We start from the raw sequence: 20,223 nt of genomic DNA, 5'->3' as shown, positions 1-20,223 counted from the left end.
CGCCCCTCCGAGACGGCGAATCATCTCAAGGGACCATAGTTTGGTCCGCGCAATTCGGCGATGATCGGAAGGTTATGACCGCCATCCTTTACCCGGTGGCCGCCGATGCGGGCCAGGCTTTCTCCGCGCCCAAGGGCCGTGCGGCGCGCGAACGCGAGGCCGAACGCCTGGCGGGCGAGGGCGTGGCGTTCCTCACCGAGCCGGTCGGACCGCCCTATGCGACGCGGCAGGCCGCGCTGGACGCCCTGGCGGGGCGGGTCGAGGACGACCGGCCGGGCCGGTTGTTCGCCGTGCCGGCCGAGGATCGCTTCATCAGTCTGGTCGAGCAGGCCGTCCCGCGCGGCGGGCGCCAACGTGCGCCGCCGCCCATCATGCCCAGTTTCCAGGACGGCCGCCGCTGGCCTGCGCCGCCGCCGGCCCCGGCGACGATCTGGCGGGCGATGATCTCCTACTGGCGGATCGGGGGCGCGCCGCTGCGCCATGCGGGCGACACCCAGGCCCGTCACGCCCGGCGCAAGGGCGGCGAGGAGATGGACGCGGAGTCGGTCCGCGCCCTGACCCGCCAGCCGCTGCGGGCGGTCAAACCCCAGCAGCCGCTGGACATCGGGCTTTTTGAGGCAAGGCTGCCGGAGGCTCCCCATATAGTCGTGCCTGATGAGTAAGCCCTACGCCGGAACCGCTCCGTCCCTCGACGACCTCGCCGCCCTCGCCGAGGCCGCGTTCGCAGCCTTGCCCGAGGGATTTCGCCGGATGACGGGGGACGTCGTCTTCCGCGTCGACGACTTCGCCAGCGACGAGGTGCTGGACGAGCTGGGCATCGAGGACCCGTTCGAACTGACCGGCCTCTACAGCGGCGTGCACATCGGCCACCGCTCGGTGTTCGACCCCTCGCCGGGGCCGAGCCGGATCTTCCTCTATCGCCGGGCCATCCTCGACGAGTGGTCCGCGCGCGGAGACGTCAGTCTCGCCGATCTCGTCAGCCACGTGCTGGTCCACGAGATCGGCCACCACTTCGGCCTCTCCGACGACGACATCCACGCCATCGAGGACGCAGCGGGCTGACCGACGCTGCTCAGGGGCGGCTGTAGAGCGGTCCGGTCGACATCGAGCGGGCGAAGTTCATGACCAGCATCGCCTCGCCGCCGGCGGCGAGGGCCGCGGGGCCGACGTCGCGGAACAGGTGATCGCGGACCGCGTCCGGGATTGAGCCCTCCGGGGCGACCGGGTTCTGGACGATCAGTTCGGCGAAGAGGGCGTCGTCGGCCTCGATGTCCTCGGAGAGGTCGTGCAGACGCTCCATAAGGCAGGCCCCGGCCACGGGCGAGCCGCCGGCGTCGCGCAAACACGACAGGGTCAGGCCGTCCAGTGTGACCGCCTTCTGCCGCGCCACGCCGTTGAAGATCGAGAAGATCAGCGTGCCGCTGGAAGCCTCGGTGGCGATGGAGAACAGCTGGTTCTGCAGCGGGAAGGACCAGCCTTCGAAGCGCATGTCGCCGACCCCGACCCGATAGCTGAGCAGGCCGTTTGGGGCGCGACGGATCAGGACGTGGTCGTGCAGGAACCGCCCGGGCAGTTCGGCCGACGGGCGAGTGGTCTTCCAGATTCCTTCATAGGCTGCGCCGCGGTTGCGGGCGGTCATGGCCGCCTCGGTCATCAGGGTCAGCGGCAGCCAGCCGCCCAGGGTCGAACCGGCCTCGCGCGCCTCCTCGGCGGCCAGGCCCAGCCGCGCGCGGAAGGCGGCGGGCTCCAGGCTCCAGTCGCGCGTCGAAAAGCCGGGACGCGATAGGGCGATGTAGGCGCTCAGCCGGTCGAGGTTGGCGCTGGAAGGCGTGACCGCCCCCGACGCCCAGCGCCCGACCAGGGACTTGTCGACGCCCAGCTCGGCGGCGACGCGGGCGCGGGTGACGGCGAGGGCCTGCAGGGCCAGCTCCAGGCGGGCGGGGAAGGCGAGAGCCTCCATGGCCCGACTGTCCACGGCTCCGCTTGTCGATGCAACCAGGATGCAACCGCCGTGCAATCGGTGGCGCAACCAGAGGCGCCGGTCGGCGAACGCCGTTGCAACTCAGCGCAGGGTGCGGGCGCCGCCATAAGCCCGCTCCACGAACGGCGGCCCGCAGCGGTCGCCGGCGACGCCATCACAGAGAAAAGGAAACGACCATGAACAAGACCCTCTTCGCCGCCACCGCCGCCCTCGCCCTCGTGACCGCCACCGCCGCCTCGGCGGGCGGCCCGGGCGGGATGGTCGGCTCCAACGGCATGAGCCTCAACGGCATCGCCCTGAACGGCGCCGAGGCCGGGGGAAAGGCCGGCATGCAGGTACTGTCGGTGAAGCTGCCGGCCGAGGCTCAGCGTGCGGGCGGCCCGAGCGGGTCGACGGGGTCGAACGGTGCGGCCGCGACGGGCCTGAACCGCGCGCCGGGCGGCTTCAGCGGCTCGACCGGCGCCAACGGGATCGCCGCCAGCGGGGTCGCCCGCATTCCCGGCTCGTGGGGTCCGACCGGGGCCAACGGCGTGGAGGCCACGGGCCTGGCCCGCGCGCCGGGCGCTTGGGGTCCGGTCGGCGCGAACGGCGTCGAACTGAACGGACTTGGCCTCAACGGCGTCGCCGCCCGCTCCATCGACGTCTGCGAGACGCAGAAGCCTTCGGTCTGCTCGACCAAGCCCGGCATGAGCGTCCTGTCGGTCAAGCTGCCGGCCGAGGCTAAGCGTGCGGGCGGTCCTAGCGGGTCGATGGGCTCGAACGGCGTCGCGACGACAGGCCTTGATCGAGTGCTCGGCTCGTGGGGCGGTCCGAGCGGCTCGAACGGCGTGTCGCTGAACGGCCTCGCCCGCTGACGCGCCGGTGGCGCGGCGCCTCTGGGGTTGCGCCGCGCCACACTTCTTTCCGATCGGAAGCTTTCGCCATGCGCCTTCGTCTCGCCTTCGCCGTCTTCGCCGCGCTCATGTTCGCCGCCCCCGCCGCCTCGGCCGCGGTCCAGGTGCGCGAGACCCGCTTCGAACTCACCTTGCCGGACGGCCGCACGCTCGGCTCCGAGGATCTGGTCGGCGCCGAGATGGAAATCCGCGACGAGCGTGGCGAGGTCTTCACCGCCCGCCTCGATGCGATCGAGCCGGCGGCGGAGGATCCGGCCGTCCTGCTGCATCGCTTCAGCATGTTGGACGCCAGGAGCGGCCAGTGGCGGCCGCTGTGTAACGCCGACGCCTATGGCCGCCGGGCCGGGTTTCCGGTCGCCGGACGCTGGGACGCCAAGGGGCGCTACGTGAAGGATCCGCAGAGCTGGTTTCTCACCTGCACCTCCGGCTCGCAGGGCAAGTGCGTGCTGTGGGGCTACAACCCCTTCCGCAAGGCCCCGAGCGGCGCCGACCTCGCGCCCTTCTACCAGGCGTGCCAGCACATGGTGCGGGCCGACTACGACGGTCGTGGCGCGCCGCACACCCGCAACGGAACTCTGATCCTGTGGGGCGACGTCGCCGGGGTCAGCGACGATGCTTCGGATGATCCGAGTTGGAAGTTCGAGGCCGGCTGGGGACCGGACGGGGCGGTCTGCGTCGCCCGCACCCGCTGGGAGAACCTGCTGCCGACGGCGGTGCTGCTGGAGTCTCAGCCGCGCCTGGCGGCTGCGCCCTGCGACAAGGCCGAGGCGCGGCGGCGCGGGGCGCTGCTGTTCAATCACTCGAAATAGGCCGTCCCGGACGAACCTGCGACGCTGGTGTCCCAAAAGGTGACGCTGGCGTCATTTTTCTTGACTGATCGGTGTTCTGTTGAGAGGGTTTCGCCAGCGAGGAAACCCGAGGCGCCGGCGTGCGCCCGCATGTCAGGAGGAAGAGCCGATGGCCGCCGACGGCAACATCACCAAGGACGTCATCTACGACGCGGTCGCGCCCGACGACTTCGAGTCGATGCTGGAGCTGGACCGCTACAACGCCCGCTCGACCGCCTTCGACAAGATCATCTCGGCCACGCACGACCACTTCTGGGATCCGCTCGACAAGAAGTACATCGACTTCGACGAGCCCTTCGACATGGAGAACGAGCCTCTCCTGCCCGAGGATATGATCATCTCGCTGTCGACCGATTACGTGTCGAACCACCTGTCGGATCCGAAGACCCGCACGCGGTTCATCAACCAGTCGACCCTGCGCTCGTTCTCCTCGATCCTGCATGGCGAACAGGGGGCGCTGAACCTCTCGGCCAGCCTGTGTCACGTGCTGAAGGACCAGGGCGCGCAGGAATACGCCGCCAACCAGACCCGCGAAGAGGCGCGCCACGTCACCGCATTCGCCAAGTACATCAAGGCCCGCTGGGGCCGGCCGGTGGAATGCGGCCCGACCCTGAAGGCCCTGCTGGTCGACATCATCGGCTCGCCGGAGGTCTACAAGAAGATCATCGGCATGCAGATGCTGGTCGAGGGGCTGGCCATGGGCGCCTTCGCCACCTTCTTCAACAACATCCGCGACCCGATGGGCAAGAAGCTGCTCCAGCTGGTGATGACCGACGAGGCCTTCCACCACAAGTTCGGGAAGATCTGGGCCGACCGCACCATCCCGCACCTGACCGAGGCCGAGCACGAGATCATCGAGACCTGGGCGGCGCACTGCTTCCAGACCCTGCTGTTCAACCTCGTCTCGCCCAGCCAGCAGCGCGACCTCTATGAGGAGTTCGGCCTGGATCCCGACCGGGTGATCGCCGAGATGGCCCAGATGGTCACCGTCGAGACCCGCCGCGAGAACATGAAGGAGCAGACCAACATCTTCCGGGTGCTGGTGAAGACCCTGCTCAACGCCGGCATCATCACCGACCGCACCAAGGCCTTCTACGCCATGTACGTCGATCTCGAAGAGCTGAAGGGCGAGGGCGACCGCATGGTCGGCGACGACATCGCCGAGGAGGGGATCAAGTACCTCCAGGAGATCAACTTCAAGGACCGCCTGGCGAGCAGCATCTCGATCGCGGCGGAATAGTCAGCGACCCGCACAATCACGCGTAGGAACGGCGCTTCGGCCTCGGCTGGAGCGCCGTTTTCGTTTCCGTGACAAGTCAGCTTAGGCCCGGGCTTCGCGGGGGTGAGCCGATGTGACTCAGCGAGTGTCATCCCGGTTTGCGAAGCAAGACCGGACCCATTCGCATCTGAGTTCGAGTGAATGGCGCGGCCGAGCCGCATCGTGCGCCATCCGGTGTTCATGGGTCCCGGTCTTCGGCTGCGCCGAAACCGGGATGACGCCGGTTGTGCTTGGCGAGGCGATGCGGCCATGTGGCCCCATGACCGCGCTCATCTACGTCGCCGCCGCGCTCGCCGAGATCGCCGGGTGTTTTTCGTTCTGGATGTGGCTGCGCCAGGACAAGCCGGTCTGGTGGCTGGTTCCCGGGATCGCCAGCCTCTGCCTGTTCGCCTGGCTGCTGACCCTGGTCGACAGCGCGGCGGCAGGGCGCGCCTATGCAGCCTATGGCGGGGTCTACATCGCCGCATCTCTTGTCTGGCTGCTGGCGGTGGAAGGCGTGCGGCCCGACCGCTGGGACCTGATCGGCGCCGGGGTGTGCCTGGCCGGCGCCGCGATCATCCTGCTGGGGCCACGAACCGCCTAGGTGATCACTGATCATTACAAATCTGACGGGTGCGTCATTTTCTTTTGACGTGACGGAACATCGGTGTTGCAGTCCGCCCCAACGACATAGGGAGCAGAGCCATGGCCGCCGACGGCAATATCACCAAGGACCTGATCTACGACGCCGTCGCGCCCGACGACTTCGAGTCGATGCTGGACCTCGACCGCTACAACAACCGCTCGACGGCCTTCGACAAGATCATCTCGGCCACCCACGACCATTTCTGGGACCCGCTCGATCCCAAGTACATCGACTTCTCCGCGCCTTGGGACATGTCCAGCCAGCCGCTGGTCAGCGAGGACCTGAACGTCGCCCTGCACACCGATTACGTGAAGGCCAAGCTGAACACGCCGGAACTGCGGGCCCAGTTCGTCAACAAGTCGCTGCTCTATTCGTTCTCCTCGATCCTGCACGGCGAGCAGGGGGCGCTGAATCTCTCGGCCAGCCTGTGCCATGTGCTGCTGGATCAGGGCGCGCAGGAATACGCCGCCAACCAGACCCGCGAGGAAGCCCGCCACGTCACCGCCTTCGCCAAGTACATCAAGGCGCGCTGGGGCCGGCCGATCGAATGCAGCAAGGTGCTGCAGGACCTGCTGGTCGACATCATCGGCAGCCCTGAGGTCTACAAGAAGATCATCGGCATGCAGATGCTGGTCGAGGGCCTGGCCATGGGCGCCTTCGCCACCTTCTATCAGAAGCTCAACGACCCGCTTGGCCGCCAGCTGATGCAGCTGGTGATGACCGACGAGGCCTTCCACCACAAGTTCGGGAAGATCTGGGCCGACCGGACGATCCCGAAGCTTACGACCGAAGAGCACAACATCGTCGAGGACTGGGCCGCGCACTGTTTCCAGATCCTGCTGTTCAATCTGGTCTCGCCGAGCGAGCAGACTGCGCTCTACGAGGAGTTCGGCCTCGACCCGGCCAAGGTGCTGGAGGAAATCCAGGTCATCGCCACCGACGAGGTGCGCCGCGAGGACATGAAGGAGAGCACCAACATCTTCCGGGTGCTTATCAAGACTCTGCTGAACGCCGGCATCATCACCGACCGCACCCGCGCCTTCTATGGCATGTATGTCGACATGGAGGAGCTGAAGGGCGAAGGCGACCGCATGGTCGGCGACGACATCGCCGAGGAGGGGATCAAGTACCTCCAGAAGATCAACTTCAAGGACCGCATCGCCGCCAACGTCACCCTTGCGGCGGAGTAACCCGCGCGCTTAAGGCTAAGCTGCCGTCGAAGCGACAAAATTTGCGTTGAAATTGTGTGGACGCCCGCAGAGAGATTCTGCGGGCGTTTTCAATTCCATCGAACTTCCATAATTCCTGCCTCATGCGCGCACTCGCTTTCTCGATCCTCGCCGCCGCCCTGTTCGCCGGGCCCGCGCTCGCCGGCCCGTCGGCGCCGACCGAAAAGGTCGAACTGACCAAGATGATGGGCCGCTGGTACGAGGTCGCCCGTCTGCCCAACAAGATCCAGACGGGCTGCCAGGGCGGCACCTCGGACTGGCAGCGGGTGGCCGACGGCTTCGCCGTGGTTCAGGCCTGCCACAAGGGTTCGCTCACCGCGCCGGTGACCGAATGGAAGGCCAAGGCCAAGGTGCTGGACCCCTCGACCAACGCCAAGCTGCAGATGACGTTCTTCAACGGCTTGGTGAAGCAGGAGTACTGGGTGCTCGAGCATCGCCCCGACCAGGGCTGGCTGATCTCGGCACGCCGGGTGGGCGCGCGGTGTGGCTGATGTCGCAGCGTCCGACCCTGCCGGGCGCCGTGAAGACCCAGGCGGTCGCGCGACTGAAGCAGCTGGGCTACGACGTCGGGCGTCTCGAATTCCCGCTGCCAGCCAAGAACTGACGCATCGTTCGCGCCTCTTGCGCCTCGAACGAAACCGGAACATGGTTTCGGCATGGACGTCACCATCGTCACGCTCGGCCGGCCTGAGATTACGGCCAACGTCACCCGCGGGGCCGCACGGCTGCTGGTCGACCTCGGCTATGCGCCCCTGACCGAGGTGACCCTGCCCAACGGCCGGCGCGCGGACCTGATGGCCTTGTCCGCCAAGGGCGAGCTGGTGATCTTCGAGGTGAAGTCGGGGATCGAGGACTATCGGGTCGATCGCAAGTGGCATGAGTACCTGCCCTATTGCGACCGCTTCGCCTTCGCCGTGGCGCCGGAATTTCCGCGCGAGATCCTGCCGGAGGAACCGGGCCTGATCGTCTGCGACGGCTTCGGCGGGGCGGTGCTGCGCGAGGCGCCGGTCAGTCCCCTGGCGCCTGCCCGCCGCAAGGCCCTCACCATCGCGTTCGCCCGCCTGGCGGCGATGCGCGCGGCTGGCGTTGCGGCGAGCGAACTCGCCGTCTGAGCTACCGGGGCGCGCGCTTGGCCAGAATCCGCTGCAGGGTGCGGCGGTGCATGTTCAGCCGGCGGGCCGTCTCCGAGACGTTGTGGCCGCAGAGCTCGTAGACCCGCTGGATGTGCTCCCAGCGCACTCGGTCGGCGCTCATCGGGTTCTCGGGCGGCGCGGGCGCTTCGTCCTTGCGGGCCAGCAGGGCGCGGGCCACGTCGTCGGCGTCGGCCGGCTTCGACAGATAGTCGATCGCACCCGACTTCACCGCCGCCACGGCGGTGGCGATGTTGCCATAGCCGGTCAGCATGATGACCTTGGCGTCGGGCCGCGCCTCGCGCACCGCCTCGACCACCTTCAGGCCGCTGCCGTCCTCGAGCCGCATGTCCAGCACCGCATAGGCCGGAGGGTGGGTCTTCACCGAGGCCAGGGCCTCGGCGACGCTTCCTACCAACGTCGTCTCGAAGCCGCGCTGCTCCAGCGCGCGGCCCAACCGGGTGCGCAGGGGCGCGTCATCGTCGAGCACGAGCAGAGTCCGGTCGGGCAGGGCGGCGATGTCGGCGGAGAGATCGGTCATGCGCAACCTCCGATAGGGGCGTTCTGGTTCCACGCCTCCTGCGGCATCATGTCGCTGCTTGGCGCTGATCCGCAAGGGGCTTCAAGCATGTGGCGAGGCCCCCTTCACCTCAATGCGGGCGCGAGGCCAGCGCGCCGCCACCACGGCGCCGCGCGGCCTGCCGTTCTGAAAAGTCACAACGGCCCCGGTCCGTTCCAGTAAAGTCTTGGCGATGAAGAAGCCCAGGCCCATGCCGACATGCCCCGTTCGCCCGCTGGCGACGCCCGGCCGGCTGGTGACGTAGGGCTCGCCCAGCTTCGCCAGCACCTCGGGCGCGAAGCCCGGGCCATCGTCGCGAACCTCGACCGCGACCTGTTCGCCGTCGAATCGCACCGTCACCAGCACCTCGGATTCGGCGAAGTCGACGGCGTTCTCGACGAACGAGGTCATGGCGTGCAGCACCTCGGGCATCCGCCAGATGTCGGGGGCGACGACGCCGGGCGCGCCGGAGACGATCGCCTCGACCCGCACGCCCTTTACGTCGGTGTGGGGCTCGATCACCTCATGCACCAGCTGAAGCAGGCTCATCCGCTCGTGCACCTCGTCGGAGGCGGCGTCGGGCGCGTCGGTCAGGCGGCGCAGGATTTCACGGCAGCGTTCGGCCTGGGCGATCAGCAGCTCGGCGTCGTCCTTGACGCTGGGCGTCGGCGCCTCCCGCGCCAGTTCCTTGGAGACGATCGAGATGGTGGCGAGCGGGGTGCCCAGCTCGTGCGCGGCGGCTGCGGCCAGGGCGCCGAGCGCCGAGAGCCGCTGCTCGCGGGCCAGCACCGCCTGGGTGAGGTCGAGCGCCAGGGCCATCCGCGCCGATTCCTCGGCCGCCTGACGCACGGTGCCGGCGATGATCACCACGCCGGTGACCGCCGCGACTGAATAGGCCAGGTGCATGACCAGCGGCGGCTCCAGCGTCACGTGACGCCAAGAGGGCAGCGGCATGTGGACGAAGGCCAGCAGGATCGCCAGGGCCGTGGCGATGGCCGCCAGCGCCGCGACCGAGCGCGACGCCAGGGTCGCCGCGCCCAAGGTCACCGGCGCCAGCATCATCAGCATGAAAGGGTTGGCGCTGCCGCCAGTCAGGAACAGCAGCGCCGCCATGCGCCCGAGGTCGAAGCTGAGCTGGGCCGTCGCCTCCCAACCGCCCATCAGCCGCTGGCCGGGCGAGGCGACGCTGGTCAGCAGGTTGACCCACGCGCCGGCCCCGATCACGGCGAAGCAGAGGATGAAGGGCGCCTGGAGCCCGGCCACCAGGGCGGTCAGGAAGACCATCACCTCGCCCGAGATCAGCATCCAGCGCAGGGTGACCAGGGTGCGCAGGCGCAGGCGGTCGCCGCGCGCGTCGGCCAGCTTCCAGCCTTCCACGCCCCAGCCGGCCACGCCGAGGTCGTCCACGCCTTGCGCGGGCTCGGGCCTTTGCCTATCGAAGCCTTGCGCCGGCTGCGACGGCCGAGGGTTCCGCATGGACGCCTTCATGTCGCGAGCATTGCGCCGAAAATCGCGCCTGACGAGCCCCAAAAGGTTGTCTTCATGTCCCGCCGCAACATCATCCTTATCGCCGCTTGCGTGATCGGCCTGGCTTTCCTGGGCGCGGTCGCCTGGAAAGCCGGCGTGTTCTCCAATGACGGCAAGGGGACGGCGCTGGTCGGCGGCCCGTTCCAGTTGGTCGACCAGGACGGCAAGCCGGTCGACGAGAAGATCCTGAAGGGCAAATGGACGGCCGTCTTCTTCGGCTTCACCTACTGCCCGGACGTCTGCCCGACCACCATGCAGGCCCTGGGCGCGGCGCAGGCGCAACTCGGTCCCAAGGCCGACAAGCTGCAGGTGGTGTTCATCTCGGTGGACCCCGAACGGGACACCCCCGCCCAGTTGAAGTCCTACCTTTCCAACGAGGTCTTTCCCAAGGGGACGATCGGCCTGACCGGCACGCCCGAGCAGGTCGCCGCCGCCGCCAAGGCCTATCGCGTCTATTACAAGAAGAACGGCGAGGGCGACGCCTACCTGGTCGATCACTCGACCGCCGCCTACCTGATGAACCCCAAGGGCCAGTTCGACCGGGTCCTGCCCTACGGCATCGGTCCGGAAGAGATCGCGCGCCAGATTTCGGACGCGATGCGCTGAGCCGCGGCGGCGCATCGCCCGCGTTTCAGCCTTCGCCAGCTTCACCTTGCCGCACTAAGGCGACGGTTCCCTCTGGACTCTCTTAACATACCGCGTGCTATGCTGCGCCGCAGCAAGAGGATGTGGCGATGCTCTACACGCTCTACGAGGCCGGCTACTACGCCTCCACCCCGCTGCGCTGGGCCGCGCGGGCGACGCGGGACTTCTGGTCCTCGCCCCTGAACCCGGCCAAGGATTCCGAGCTCGGGCGGCGGCTGTTCGCCGGCTCCGACCTGTTCGCCAACCTCACGCGGCGCTACGGCCGCCCGGCCTGGAACATCGACTCGGTGCAGATCGACGGCCACGCCGTACGCGTGCGCCCGACCGAGGTCTGGTCCTCGCCCTGGGTGAAGCTGGTCCACTTCGACCGCGACATGGCCGACATGCGCCGCGCCGGTCGGCGCGAGCTGGAGCCGGCCGTGCTGATCGTCGCCCCGCTGTCGGGTCACTACGCCACCCTGCTGCGCGGAACGGCCGAAGCCTTCCTGCAGGACCACGAGGTGTTCATCACCGACTGGTCGAACGCCCGCGACGTGCCGGTGATGGAAGGCCGCTTCGATTTCCACGACTATGTCGACCACGTCCGCGACATGCTGCGCCAGCTCGGGCCGCGCCCGCATGTGGTCGCCGTCTGCCAGCCCGGCCCGGCCGTGCTGGCCGCCGCTGCGCTGATGGCCGAGGACGGCGAGGAATGCCGCCCAGGCACCATGACCATCATGGGCTCGCCGATCGACGCGCGCATGTCGCCGACCGTCACCAACAAGCTGGCCGAGGAAAAGCCCTTCGCCTGGTTCAAGTCGAACATGATCGACACCGTGCCCGCGCCCTATCCGGGCATGGGCCGCCGCGTCTATCCGGGGTTCGTCCAGCTCTATTCCTTCATGTCGATGAACATCGAGAAGCACCAGGACGCGCACCTGCGCTACCTGGAGGACCTGATGAAGGGCGACGGCGACGCGGCCGAAAAGCACCTGGAATTCTACGACGAGTACCTGTCGGTTCTGGACCTGACCGAGGAGTTCTATCTCCAGACGGTCGACTATGTGTTCCAGCAGTATCTGCTGCCGCGCGGCGAGCTGAACCATCGCGGCCGCCCGGTGCAGCCGGGCTCGATCCGCGACATCGGCCTGCTGACCGTCGAGGGTGAGAACGACGACATCTCCGGCATCGGCCAGACCCAGGCCGCGCACACGCTTTGCACGGGCCTGTCGGACGACTTCAAGGAAGACTACGTCCAGCCGCACGTCGGCCACTACGGCGTATTCAACGGCCGCCGCTTCCGCGAGGAGATCTATCCGCGGGTGCGGGCGTTCATCCGTCGCATGGAAGGCGCCCTCGAAAAGGCCCGCGACGCAGCCTAGATTTCGAGCCGATGAGTCTGTTCGGCCGCTCGCTCGCGGACGGCGACCGGCTGGAGGTGGCCGGCGCCACGGTCCGCCTCAAGGTTCATAGCCGTGCGCGGCGCGTGTCGCTGCGGCTCGACCGCACCAAGCGCGAGATCATCGCCACCGCCCCCTCCCTGCGCCGCCTGCCCGAGGCGGCCGCGTTCGCCCGCGACCGCGCCGCCTGGATCGCCGAGCGCCTGGCCGAGCTGCCGGACGTGGAGGCGGCGGCGCCGGGCGTCACCATCACCCTGTTCGGCGAGCCCTGCCGCCTTGAGGCCAGCGACAAGCCGGCCCGCCTGCATCCGGCGACCGAGCACGAACCCGCCCGCATCACCGCCCGTGGCGAGGGCGCGGTCTTTGCCGCCGCGGTGATCCGCATCATCCGGCGCGAGGCCCTTCGCGTCTTCACCGAGCGCACCGCCTTTCACGCCGCCCGACTGGGCGCGCGGTTGCCCAGCGTGACGATCATGGACGCCCGCGCCCGCTGGGGCTCATGCCGCCCAGGCCTGCCCGGCAAGCCGCCGGCGATCCGCTATTCCTGGCGCCTGGCGCTCGCGCCCTTCGAGGTGGCCGACTACGTCGCCGCCCACGAATGCGCGCACCTGCTGGAGCTGAACCACGGCCCGCGCTTCTGGGCCCATGTGAAGGCTCTGGTCGGCGACGAACGCCCCCACCGCGCCTGGCTTCGCGCCGAGGGCGCGCGCCTGCACGCCTTCGGGCGGTAGGCGTCCAACCGAATATGGTCGCGGACAAGCGCTGCGGGCTTTCCGGGATGACGCCCCTGGATCGACGCGCCTCTTCATTACCGCGAATTATCTTGGTTCCGCCGCAAAGCGGGGACATTAGGCGCGAGCGGCCGTGCTTGCCGGCCGCCCCGGAGCCTTGAGCCTTGATCTCCCTCGCCGTCGCCGCGTCGCTCTCGCTGACCGCGCCTGAACTTCCGCCGCTGCCGCCGATCAAGCGAGAGGCCCAGGTCGTCTATATCGACCGCGCCGGCGCGGTGCTCGGCGTGCGTGGCGGCCGCTACGGCCCGCCGGTCGACATCGCCAAGCTGCCCGCGCACGTCCCGGCCGCCTTCGTGTCGATCGAGGACCGGCGCTTCTACGACCACAACGGCATCGATCCGCTGGGCATCGCGCGCGCCATCGTCGCCAACACCGAGCAGGGTCGCGCGGTCCAGGGCGCTTCGACCATCACCCAGCAACTGGCGCGCAACCTGTTCCTTAGCGCCGACCAGACCATGGAGCGCAAAGCCCGCGAGGCGATGTACGCGCTCCAGCTCGAGCGGGCCTATACGAAGAAGCAGATCCTCGGCCTCTATCTCAGCCGGGTCTATTTCGGTTCCGGCGCCTACGGGATCGAGCAGGCCTCGCGCCGCTACTTCGGCAAGCCGGCCGCCAGGCTGACCCTGCGCGAGGCTGCGACCCTGGCCGGGGTGCTGAAGTCGCCGACCAAGTACAATCCGATCGAAGAGCCGCAGAACGCCGCCCAGCGGGCCGACGTCGTGCTCGCCACCATGGTCGAGACCGGCGCCATCACGCCGGCCCAGCGCAAGCAGGCCATGGCCCAGCCCCTGAAACTGTCGGGCGGGGCCTACAGCAGCGCCTCGAACTACTTCCTCGACTGGATCGACGGCCAGCGCCGCGCCCTGGTGGGCGCGCCCCGCCAGGACATCATCGTGGAGACCACGCTCGACGCGGGCCTGGAAGCCATGGCCGCGAGCACGGCCCGCTCGGTGGTGACGCGCCACCAGGCCCAGAACGTCACCCAGGCCGCGCTGATCGCCCTGGACGGGCAGGGACGGGTGCGGGCCATGGTCGGCGGACTCGACTATGCGAGCGCGCCCTACAACCGTGCGGTCACCGCAAAGCGCCAGGCCGGCTCGGCCTGGAAGCCCTTCGTCTACCTGACCGCGCTCGAGGCCGGCCGCACGCCGGACATGACCGTGGTCGATGAGCCGCTGGCGATCGGGACCTGGTCGCCGCAGAATTACAGCAACACCTATGCGGGGATCCTGACCCTGGAGCAGGCTGTGGCCCAGTCGACCAATACGGTCGCCGCCCGCCTCGCCGACGAGGTCGGCCGCGCCAATGTGGCGGCCACCGCCAAGCGGCTGGGGATCGTCTCGCCGATCAACACCGATCCGGCCATGGCGCTGGGCACCAGTCTGGTCTCGCCGCTGGAGATGGCCCAGGCCTATGCGGCCTTCGGCAACGGCGGCAATCGCGCCCAGGCCTATGGCGTCGAGCGCATCCGCACCGTGTCCGGCCAGGTGCTCTACCAGCGCAAGCCCACGCCCCAGCCGGCGGTCATCGCCAATCCGGCGCTCAGCGACCTGAACCGCATGCTGCGCGGGGTGGTGCGGTCGGGCACCGGCGCCAAGGCGGCGATCGCCGGATACGATCTGGCCGGCAAGACCGGCACCACCAGCGACTACAAGGACGCCTGGTTCGCCGGCTACACGGGCGGCCTGACCACGGTGGTCTGGATGGGCAACGACAACGGCGCGCCGATGAAGCGGGTGACCGGCGGCGGCGCCCCGGCCGAGCTGTGGCGCGGCTTCATGACCGGCGCCCTGAAGCGGGTCCCGGTCCAGGCGATTCCGGTCGGCCCGCCGCCGGTCGCCCTGCCGCCGCCGCCGCCGGTGGAGACCATCGACACCTTACTGGACGCCAGCCCTGAAAACCTGCCGCCCGCCGAGGTGGTCGACGACCCGCCGACCTAGTACGGCACGTCGTCGGCCGGCGCTTTCGGGGCCGGCCCGGTCGCAGGCGCAGGCGTAGGCTGGCCGCCGCCGGTCACCGCGTCGGCGATGCCGTCGACCAGATCGCCGATCGGGTCGGCCGAGGGCGGCGGCGTATAGGTTCCGCCCGGAATGGCCTGGACCTTCAGCCGCGGCAGCGCCTGGCCCATGAAGTCGCGCCACATGCCGGCCGGGGCGCCGCCGCCGGTCACCCGCTTCATCGGCTTGTTGTCGTCCTTACCGACCCAGACCGCAGTGACGAAGCCGCCGGTGTAGCCGACGAACCAGGCGTCGCGGTAATCGCTGGTGGTGCCGGTCTTGCCGGCCAGGTCATAGCCGGGGACACGGGCGCGGGTTCCGGTGCCGGCGGCGACCACCTGGCGCATCATCTGGTTCATGTACTGCAGCGACGGCGAGCCGATCACCTGCGGGCGCGCGGCCTTCTCGACGCTATGGTCATAGAGGATCTTGCCGCTGGCGGTGCGGATGCGCGAGATCCCGTAGCCCTTGGCTAGGAAGCCGCCGTTGGCGAACGGAGCATAGGCCTGGGCCATTTCCAGCGGGCTGACTTCCACGGCCCCCAGCGCCATCGAGGGGTCGAGCTGGATGTGCGAATTGATGCCCAGGCGCCGGGCCGCGGCGGCGACGTTGCCGGTGCCGACCTCGCTGGCCAGACGGGCTGCGACGGTGTTGATCGACTGGGCCAGCGCCGTCTCCAGCGTCATCGGCCCGCGGAAGTCGCCGGTGTAGTTGCGCGGCGACCAGTTCCCGATCTTGATCGGCTCGTCGACCACCATGTCGCCCGGCGTTCGTCCGGCGTCCATCGCCGCCAGATAGACGAACGGCTTGAAGGCCGAGCCGGCCTGGCGCTTGGCCATGGTCGCGCGGTCGAACTGGCTGGCGTTGTAGTCGACCCCGCCGACATAGGCGCGGATGCGGCCCTCGCCGTCGATGGCCACCAGAGCCGCCTGCTCGACGCCCTGGCCCTTGCCGGCCTCGACCCCGCGGCGGATCGCCTGCTCGGCGGCGGTCTGGATCGGCAGGTCCAGTGTCGTCTCGACCACCAGGTCCTCGGTCGGCTCGCCCACCAGGCTGCGCACCTGGTCGTCGACCCAGTCGGTGAAGTACTGCGCGCGCTGGTTGGCGAGCGTCGGGTTGACGCGCACCGGGGTCTTGAAGGCGGCGTCGCGCTCGGCCGCGGTGATCGCGCCGGTTCGCACCATCTCGTCCAGCACGATCGTCGCCCGCCGCTCGGCCCGGTCGGTCTGCGAGACGGGCGAATAGCGGTTGGGCCCCTTCATCATGCCGGCGAGCAGGGCGCTCTCGCCCAGGGTCAGCTGGCTGGCGGGCTTGCCGAAGTAGCGCTGGGCCGCGGCCTCGATGCCGTAGGCGCCGCCGCCGAAATAGACCCGGTTAAGATAGAGGGCGAGAATCTCCTTCTTGGAGAACTTCGCCTCCAGCCATAGGGCGAGCACCAGCTCCTGGGCCTTGCGCCGATAATTCTGGGCCGGCGTCAGGAAGAGGTTGCGGGCCAACTGCTGGGTGATGGTCGAGCCGCCACGCAGCGGACCGCCCTCGCCGCGATGGGTCCAGTTGTAGATCTGCGAGCGGACGATGCCCCAGGGGTTGAAGCCGGGGTGCCAGTAGAACCAGCGGTCCTCGATGGCGACGAACGCCTTCGGCACGTAGGGCGGCAGCTTGTCGAGGTCGACGGGCGGCGCGTACTGGCTGCCGCGCACGGCCACGAGCGCGCCCGACTGGTCGAGATAGGAGATCGAGGGCTGTCGCTCGACGTCATAGAGCGTCGAGGTGTCCGGCAGGTCGGTCGCGAACACCGCCAGGAAGGCCACGACGAAGATCGCGCCCCAGACGCCGAGCACGGCTGTCCAGTAGAGCAGCGCCTGCAGCGGGGTGCGCCGGGCCGGCTTGGGGCCCGGTCCTTGTTTGGCCATGTGTCGTCCTAAAACGTTCGCCGTCACCCGCCCCGGGGCGGAGACATATCCCAGGCGAACCAAATGCGCGACATGATTGACGGGACGTGAACAAGCGGGGCTTTAGAGGGTTTCGTGGAGGGTCTTGACCCGGCCCCTGGGGCCGCTCCCATCGATATGGCGGTCAGCCACAGCGAGGTGAGTCGTGAACGTTTCCGCCCAGTATCTGAACCCGTCCGAGGCCGCCCGCCGGCTCGGCGTTTCCGCCAAGGCCCTGCGACTCTACGAGCAGCGCGGGCTCGTCGCCCCGTTGCGCACGGCCGCCGGCTGGCGCGCCTATGGGCCGCTCGAATTGGCGCGGGCCGGAGAGATCGCGTCCCTGCGCGCCCTCGGCCTCAGCCTCGCCCAGGTCGAGCGTGTGCTGGCCGGCGATCCGCAGGATTTGGGACCGGCTCTCGCCGCCCATCAGGCGCGGCTCGAAGCCGAGGGCGCGCGGCTCTCTGGTCTGGTCCAGCAGGTGCGCGAGCTTCGCGCCAGCCTGGCCGCGGGGCGGTCGCCGCAGATCGCCGACCTCGTGAAGCTGGGCGCGCCCGAGCCGGCGATCGCCCTCGACCTGCCCTGGCCCTGGGGCGGCGAACGGTTCGAGCTGCGCGACATGGCCCCGATCACCTACATCGTCGGCTCGCTGGGCAGCGGCAAGACGCGGCTGGCGATGGCCCTGGCGCAAGCCTCGCCAGGCGGCCGGTTCCTGGCGCTGGACCGCAACGATTCAGGCCCGATGCCGGCGACGCCGGCGACGGAGGCCGCGCTCGCCTGGCTGGAAGGGGAGGGGGCGAGCCGTTCCGACGCGCTTTCGATCCTGATCGCCGCGGTCGAGGACCCCGAGCGCGGAGCCCTTGTGGTCGACATGGTCGAGGAGGGACTGGACGAGGCGACACAGGCCGCGCTCGTCGCCTACCTGCGAAGGACAGCCTCGGCCCAGCGGCCGCTGTTCCTGATGACCCGGTCCTGCGCGATCCTCGACCTGGCGGCGGTCGGGCCGGACGAGGCCCTGCTGCTCTGCCCGGCCAACCACGCGCCGCCGATGCGGGTCGCGCCTTATCCGGGCGCGCGCGGTTATGAAGCCCTCGCCACCTGCCTGGCGCCGCCCGATGTTCGGGCCCGGACCCACGGCATGATCGCGATGCGTCATCCGAGTTGACGGGCGCACCGTCCGTGCGCGCGGCTCACGGACCATGCGGTGAAGTCATCGTTTGATCGGAGGGGCCGGCCGCGCGAATCCTTGGCGCGAAAGGAGGCGAATGCGGCGACCCGCGTACATGGGGAGGCCCCCATCCGTCCGCACCCCCACATTTTCGCATAACCGCGTTGCGAAAAAACTGGTTGCCGACGATCTTAACACTGTTATCTTAGCGATGCTTAGTTCAACTCGCGCAGTCGGTGGGGATACCGGCTGCGAATCCCCGGATTGCGCCGAGCCGTGTCTCGCAAGGACTCGCTTTTCTCCCCGAACGCTGGAGGGCTTTCGATGAAGCTCCGTACCCTCGCGGCCGCCTGCGCCGCCGTTGTCACCGTCTCCTTCGCCGCCGGCGCGGCCATGGCCGACGATCCGATCACCGCCAAGCTGCAGACTCCGGTCGCCGAGAAGACCAAGTTCATCGCCGGCGGCGCGGTGTTCCTCTGTGAAGGCGACACCTGCCTGGCGGCGGCCCCGTCGTCGCAGACCTACGCGGCCTCGACCTGCAAGGACGTGGCCAAGAAGGTCGGCGCCGTCGTCTCGTTCGGCGGCGCGCGCAAGCAGCTGGAAGGCGCCAAGCTTGAGCAGTGCAACACTGCGGCCCTGCCGGCCCAGCAAGTCGCGAACCGCTAGGCTCCGAAGGATCCAGGTTCGCGCAACATCTAGGCGCGCCTCCCAGCCGCTAGCTTAGTCGAGCCTGTAACTCGGGCGCCGGGCCCTCCGGCGCCCGTCTTTCTGATTCTATATGTCAGGGCCGCTTTTCCGCGCCGCCGTCTTGGCCGCGCACCGCCGCCGCCCTAAACAGCCGCCCGACATGACCGACGACATCATCCGCCGACAAACCATCCTGCCCGACGGCCCCGCGGCGGCCGCCCGGCTGCTCGAACCGATCCTGGCCGAAGCGGCAGGCGAGGGCGCAGCGCCAGTCTCCCTCACCCTCGATTACGCAGCGTCCGCAAGGGCTGGCGAGGGGGTGTGCGTCGAAGCGGGCCTGGACCGCGCGACCCGCACCCTGGCCTTCGTCTATGGCCGCTTGCTCACGAAGGGCGGCGATGTGATCGCCACCGGGTCGGCCGTGTTCCGTAGGGTCACGGACATCACCAAGGCGGCATAATACAAGGTGTCGCGGCCGGTTTGGTTGCGACGCCGAAAATCGCGTGCTATCAGGCGCGCGGCTTCGGGCCAGGGGCTAAACCAGTCTCGATGGCCAATGTGCTTTTCCAAGCGCTTTCAAGCCTTTAGGGTCGCAGTGGAGTTTTCTTCGCCGCGGCCTTTTGCGCGCACCGGGCGGACAAAATAAGTGGCGGACGATTCCAAGGCTTCGAATGTGGGCGGCAGATATGCCCAAGCCCTGTTCGATCTCGCGAACGATGAGAAGAAACTGTCGGCCGTCGAGGCCGACCTCAAGGCGCTGAAAAGCATGAGCGCCGACAGCAAGGATCTGCGGACCTTGCTGGCCTCGCCGGCGTTCAGCGCCGACGACAAGGGCAAGGCGCTGGCCGCCCTTGGCGTGAAGGCGAAGTTCAACCCCACCACCCGGAAGTTCCTGGGCTTGCTGGCCGCCAACGGCCGCGCCTCGGCCCTGCCGGCGGTGATCACGGCCTTCGAGGGCCTGGCGGCGGACGCGCGCGGCGCGGTCTCGGCCCAGGTCACCACGGCCGTGCCGCTGACTGCGGCTCAGTCCAAGGGCGTCGCGGCCGCGCTGCGCACCGCCCTCGGCAAGGACCCAGAAATCGAGACCCGCGTCGATCCGGCCCTCCTGGGCGGGATCAAGGTGCAGGTCGGTTCCCGTCTGTTCGATGCTTCGCTGCGTTCGAAGCTCGACTCCCTCAAGTTCGCCCTGAAGAGAGCGTAAGCCCATGGATATCCGCGCCGCCGAAATTTCGGCCATCCTCAAGTCGCAGATCGCGAATTTCGGTGAAGAAGCCGATGTCTCGGACGTCGGTTCGGTTCTGTCCGTCGGCGACGGCATCGCCCGCGTCTTCGGCCTCGACAACGTCCAGGCCGGCGAAATGGTCGAGTTCCCCTCGGCCGGCGTGAAGGGCATGGCCCTGAACCTGGAAAAGGACAACGTCGGCGTCGTTATCTTCGGCGAAGACCGCGCCATCAAGGAAGGCGACGAAGTCCGCCGCCTGTCGGAAATCGTGGACGTGCCGGTCGGCAAGGGCCTGCTGGGCCGCGTCGTCAACCCGCTGGGCGAGCCGATCGACG

Annotated in this window: 21 protein-coding genes and 1 pseudogene; 18 read left to right on the top strand and 4 right to left on the bottom strand. The window is 68.8% G+C overall.

Going from position 1 to position 20,223, the window contains the following annotated elements; all coding sequences use genetic code 11:
* Positions 1 to 74: 74 nt before the first annotated feature.
* The gene (locus ACE3T2_RS18235) at positions 75 to 662 is read left to right on the top strand and encodes a hypothetical protein (protein ID WP_374659966.1); all 588 of its coding nucleotides are present in this window, start codon (positions 75 to 77) and stop codon (positions 660 to 662) included.
* Positions 655 to 1,062 carry a metallopeptidase family protein gene (locus ACE3T2_RS18230; protein ID WP_374659964.1) on the top strand — a complete coding sequence of 136 codons (408 nt, stop codon included), beginning with the start codon at positions 655 to 657 and terminating at the stop codon, positions 1,060 to 1,062. Before ACE3T2_RS18235 ends, ACE3T2_RS18230 begins: the two co-directional genes overlap by 8 nt.
* A gap of 10 nt (positions 1,063 to 1,072) precedes the next feature.
* Here ACE3T2_RS18230 and ACE3T2_RS18225 read toward each other — a convergent pair whose 3' ends face one another.
* The gene (locus tag ACE3T2_RS18225; protein ID WP_374659962.1) at positions 1,073 to 1,960 is read right to left on the bottom strand and encodes a multiprotein-bridging factor 1 family protein; all 888 of its coding nucleotides are present in this window, start codon (positions 1,958 to 1,960) and stop codon (positions 1,073 to 1,075) included.
* A gap of 197 nt (positions 1,961 to 2,157) precedes the next feature.
* Here ACE3T2_RS18225 and ACE3T2_RS18220 point away from each other — a divergent pair, with 197 nt between their 5' ends.
* From ACE3T2_RS18220 to mmcB, 7 genes are all read left to right on the top strand, one after another.
* Entirely contained in the window at positions 2,158 to 2,835 is a 678-nt protein-coding gene (locus tag ACE3T2_RS18220) for a hypothetical protein (protein ID WP_374659960.1), read from the top strand.
* 68 nt (positions 2,836 to 2,903) lie between these two features.
* A complete protein-coding gene (locus tag ACE3T2_RS18215) occupies positions 2,904 to 3,683 on the top strand; it encodes an ADYC domain-containing protein (RefSeq protein WP_374659958.1) in 780 nt (259 codons plus the stop codon).
* A 148-nt stretch (positions 3,684 to 3,831) separates the two neighbouring features.
* Positions 3,832 to 4,962, top strand: coding sequence for a ferritin-like domain-containing protein (locus ACE3T2_RS18210; protein ID WP_374659956.1), 1,131 nt, complete (start codon positions 3,832 to 3,834; stop codon positions 4,960 to 4,962).
* 298 nt (positions 4,963 to 5,260) lie between these two features.
* On the top strand, positions 5,261 to 5,584 hold the full coding sequence (locus ACE3T2_RS18205) for a YnfA family protein (RefSeq protein WP_374659954.1): 324 nt from the start codon (positions 5,261 to 5,263) through the stop codon (positions 5,582 to 5,584).
* A gap of 101 nt (positions 5,585 to 5,685) precedes the next feature.
* Positions 5,686 to 6,816 carry a ferritin-like domain-containing protein gene (locus ACE3T2_RS18200; RefSeq protein WP_374659952.1) on the top strand — a complete coding sequence of 377 codons (1,131 nt, stop codon included), beginning with the start codon at positions 5,686 to 5,688 and terminating at the stop codon, positions 6,814 to 6,816.
* Positions 6,817 to 6,938: 122 nt separating this feature from the next.
* Positions 6,939 to 7,346 carry a lipocalin family protein gene (locus ACE3T2_RS18195; RefSeq protein WP_374659950.1) on the top strand — a complete coding sequence of 136 codons (408 nt, stop codon included), beginning with the start codon at positions 6,939 to 6,941 and terminating at the stop codon, positions 7,344 to 7,346.
* A gap of 165 nt (positions 7,347 to 7,511) precedes the next feature.
* Positions 7,512 to 7,967 (top strand): DNA repair putative endonuclease MmcB, encoded by a 456-nt coding sequence (gene mmcB, locus ACE3T2_RS18190; protein ID WP_374659948.1) that lies wholly within the window; start codon positions 7,512 to 7,514, stop codon positions 7,965 to 7,967.
* Between the two features lies 1 nt (position 7,968).
* On the opposite strand, the gene ACE3T2_RS18185 is transcribed toward mmcB, so the two are convergent.
* Complete coding sequence (locus ACE3T2_RS18185; protein ID WP_374659946.1) at positions 7,969 to 8,526, bottom strand: ActR/PrrA/RegA family redox response regulator transcription factor; 558 nt, start codon at positions 8,524 to 8,526, stop codon at positions 7,969 to 7,971.
* A gap of 81 nt (positions 8,527 to 8,607) precedes the next feature.
* Positions 8,608 to 9,951, bottom strand: a complete 1,344-nt coding sequence (locus ACE3T2_RS18180; RefSeq protein WP_374659944.1) for an ActS/PrrB/RegB family redox-sensitive histidine kinase — start codon at positions 9,949 to 9,951, stop codon at positions 8,608 to 8,610.
* Positions 9,952 to 10,086: 135 nt separating this feature from the next.
* Between ACE3T2_RS18180 and ACE3T2_RS18175 the strand changes: the two genes are divergently transcribed.
* From ACE3T2_RS18175 to ACE3T2_RS18160, 4 genes are all read left to right on the top strand, one after another.
* Complete coding sequence (locus ACE3T2_RS18175) at positions 10,087 to 10,677, top strand: SCO family protein (protein ID WP_374659942.1); 591 nt, start codon at positions 10,087 to 10,089, stop codon at positions 10,675 to 10,677.
* A gap of 128 nt (positions 10,678 to 10,805) precedes the next feature.
* Positions 10,806 to 12,077: a polyhydroxyalkanoate depolymerase gene (locus ACE3T2_RS18170; protein ID WP_374659940.1), complete on the top strand. Its 1,272-nt coding sequence runs from the start codon at positions 10,806 to 10,808 to the stop codon at positions 12,075 to 12,077.
* Between the two features lie 11 nt (positions 12,078 to 12,088).
* On the top strand, positions 12,089 to 12,826 hold the full coding sequence (locus ACE3T2_RS18165; protein ID WP_374659938.1) for a M48 family metallopeptidase: 738 nt from the start codon (positions 12,089 to 12,091) through the stop codon (positions 12,824 to 12,826).
* Between the two features lie 164 nt (positions 12,827 to 12,990).
* Entirely contained in the window at positions 12,991 to 14,826 is a 1,836-nt protein-coding gene (locus tag ACE3T2_RS18160) for a transglycosylase domain-containing protein (RefSeq protein WP_374659936.1), read from the top strand.
* Here ACE3T2_RS18160 and ACE3T2_RS18155 read toward each other — a convergent pair.
* Positions 14,823 to 16,796: a transglycosylase domain-containing protein gene (locus tag ACE3T2_RS18155; protein ID WP_374659934.1), complete on the bottom strand. Its 1,974-nt coding sequence runs from the start codon at positions 16,794 to 16,796 to the stop codon at positions 14,823 to 14,825. The two genes, ACE3T2_RS18160 and ACE3T2_RS18155, sit on opposite strands and share 4 nt — an antisense overlap.
* A gap of 184 nt (positions 16,797 to 16,980) precedes the next feature.
* Here ACE3T2_RS18155 and ACE3T2_RS18150 point away from each other — a divergent pair, with 184 nt between their 5' ends.
* From ACE3T2_RS18150 to ACE3T2_RS18130, 5 genes and pseudogenes are all read left to right on the top strand, one after another.
* Positions 16,981 to 17,976: a MerR family transcriptional regulator gene (locus ACE3T2_RS18150; RefSeq protein ID WP_374659932.1), complete on the top strand. Its 996-nt coding sequence runs from the start codon at positions 16,981 to 16,983 to the stop codon at positions 17,974 to 17,976.
* A gap of 327 nt (positions 17,977 to 18,303) precedes the next feature.
* Complete coding sequence (locus ACE3T2_RS18145) at positions 18,304 to 18,645, top strand: hypothetical protein (protein ID WP_374659930.1); 342 nt, start codon at positions 18,304 to 18,306, stop codon at positions 18,643 to 18,645.
* 181 nt (positions 18,646 to 18,826) lie between these two features.
* Positions 18,827 to 19,126, top strand: coding sequence for a hotdog domain-containing protein (locus ACE3T2_RS18140; RefSeq protein ID WP_374659928.1), 300 nt, complete (start codon positions 18,827 to 18,829; stop codon positions 19,124 to 19,126).
* 186 nt (positions 19,127 to 19,312) lie between these two features.
* The gene (locus tag ACE3T2_RS18135; protein WP_374659926.1) at positions 19,313 to 19,867 is read left to right on the top strand and encodes a F0F1 ATP synthase subunit delta; all 555 of its coding nucleotides are present in this window, start codon (positions 19,313 to 19,315) and stop codon (positions 19,865 to 19,867) included.
* A 4-nt stretch (positions 19,868 to 19,871) separates the two neighbouring features.
* A pseudogene (locus ACE3T2_RS18130) lies at positions 19,872 to 20,223 on the top strand (F0F1 ATP synthase subunit alpha); the annotation flags it as partial.

The organism is Phenylobacterium sp. (genome assembly GCF_041919955.1).
GTDB lineage: Bacteria > Pseudomonadota > Alphaproteobacteria > Caulobacterales > Caulobacteraceae > Phenylobacterium.
The sequence above is the reverse complement of the archived record's forward strand: the minus strand, read 5'-3'. Positions and strand labels throughout refer to the sequence as shown.

Coding starts and splice junctions, on each gene's coding strand:
- ACE3T2_RS18175 (WP_374659942.1), top strand. CDS start 10,087: ATGTCCCGCCGCAACATCATCCTTATCGCCGCTTGCGTGATCGGCCTG.
- ACE3T2_RS18155 (WP_374659934.1), bottom strand. CDS start 16,796: ATGGCCAAACAAGGACCGGGCCCCAAGCCGGCCCGGCGCACCCCGCTG.
- ACE3T2_RS18205 (WP_374659954.1), top strand. CDS start 5,261: ATGACCGCGCTCATCTACGTCGCCGCCGCGCTCGCCGAGATCGCCGGG.
- ACE3T2_RS18200 (WP_374659952.1), top strand. CDS start 5,686: ATGGCCGCCGACGGCAATATCACCAAGGACCTGATCTACGACGCCGTC.
- ACE3T2_RS18185 (WP_374659946.1), bottom strand. CDS start 8,526: ATGACCGATCTCTCCGCCGACATCGCCGCCCTGCCCGACCGGACTCTG.
- ACE3T2_RS18230 (WP_374659964.1), top strand. CDS start 655: ATGAGTAAGCCCTACGCCGGAACCGCTCCGTCCCTCGACGACCTCGCC.
- ACE3T2_RS18225 (WP_374659962.1), bottom strand. CDS start 1,960: ATGGAGGCTCTCGCCTTCCCCGCCCGCCTGGAGCTGGCCCTGCAGGCC.
- ACE3T2_RS18195 (WP_374659950.1), top strand. CDS start 6,939: ATGCGCGCACTCGCTTTCTCGATCCTCGCCGCCGCCCTGTTCGCCGGG.
- ACE3T2_RS18220 (WP_374659960.1), top strand. CDS start 2,158: ATGAACAAGACCCTCTTCGCCGCCACCGCCGCCCTCGCCCTCGTGACC.
- ACE3T2_RS18210 (WP_374659956.1), top strand. CDS start 3,832: ATGGCCGCCGACGGCAACATCACCAAGGACGTCATCTACGACGCGGTC.
- ACE3T2_RS18165 (WP_374659938.1), top strand. CDS start 12,089: ATGAGTCTGTTCGGCCGCTCGCTCGCGGACGGCGACCGGCTGGAGGTG.
- mmcB (WP_374659948.1), top strand. CDS start 7,512: ATGGACGTCACCATCGTCACGCTCGGCCGGCCTGAGATTACGGCCAAC.
- ACE3T2_RS18215 (WP_374659958.1), top strand. CDS start 2,904: ATGCGCCTTCGTCTCGCCTTCGCCGTCTTCGCCGCGCTCATGTTCGCC.
- ACE3T2_RS18235 (WP_374659966.1), top strand. CDS start 75: ATGACCGCCATCCTTTACCCGGTGGCCGCCGATGCGGGCCAGGCTTTC.
- ACE3T2_RS18140 (WP_374659928.1), top strand. CDS start 18,827: ATGACCGACGACATCATCCGCCGACAAACCATCCTGCCCGACGGCCCC.
- ACE3T2_RS18170 (WP_374659940.1), top strand. CDS start 10,806: ATGCTCTACACGCTCTACGAGGCCGGCTACTACGCCTCCACCCCGCTG.
- ACE3T2_RS18145 (WP_374659930.1), top strand. CDS start 18,304: ATGAAGCTCCGTACCCTCGCGGCCGCCTGCGCCGCCGTTGTCACCGTC.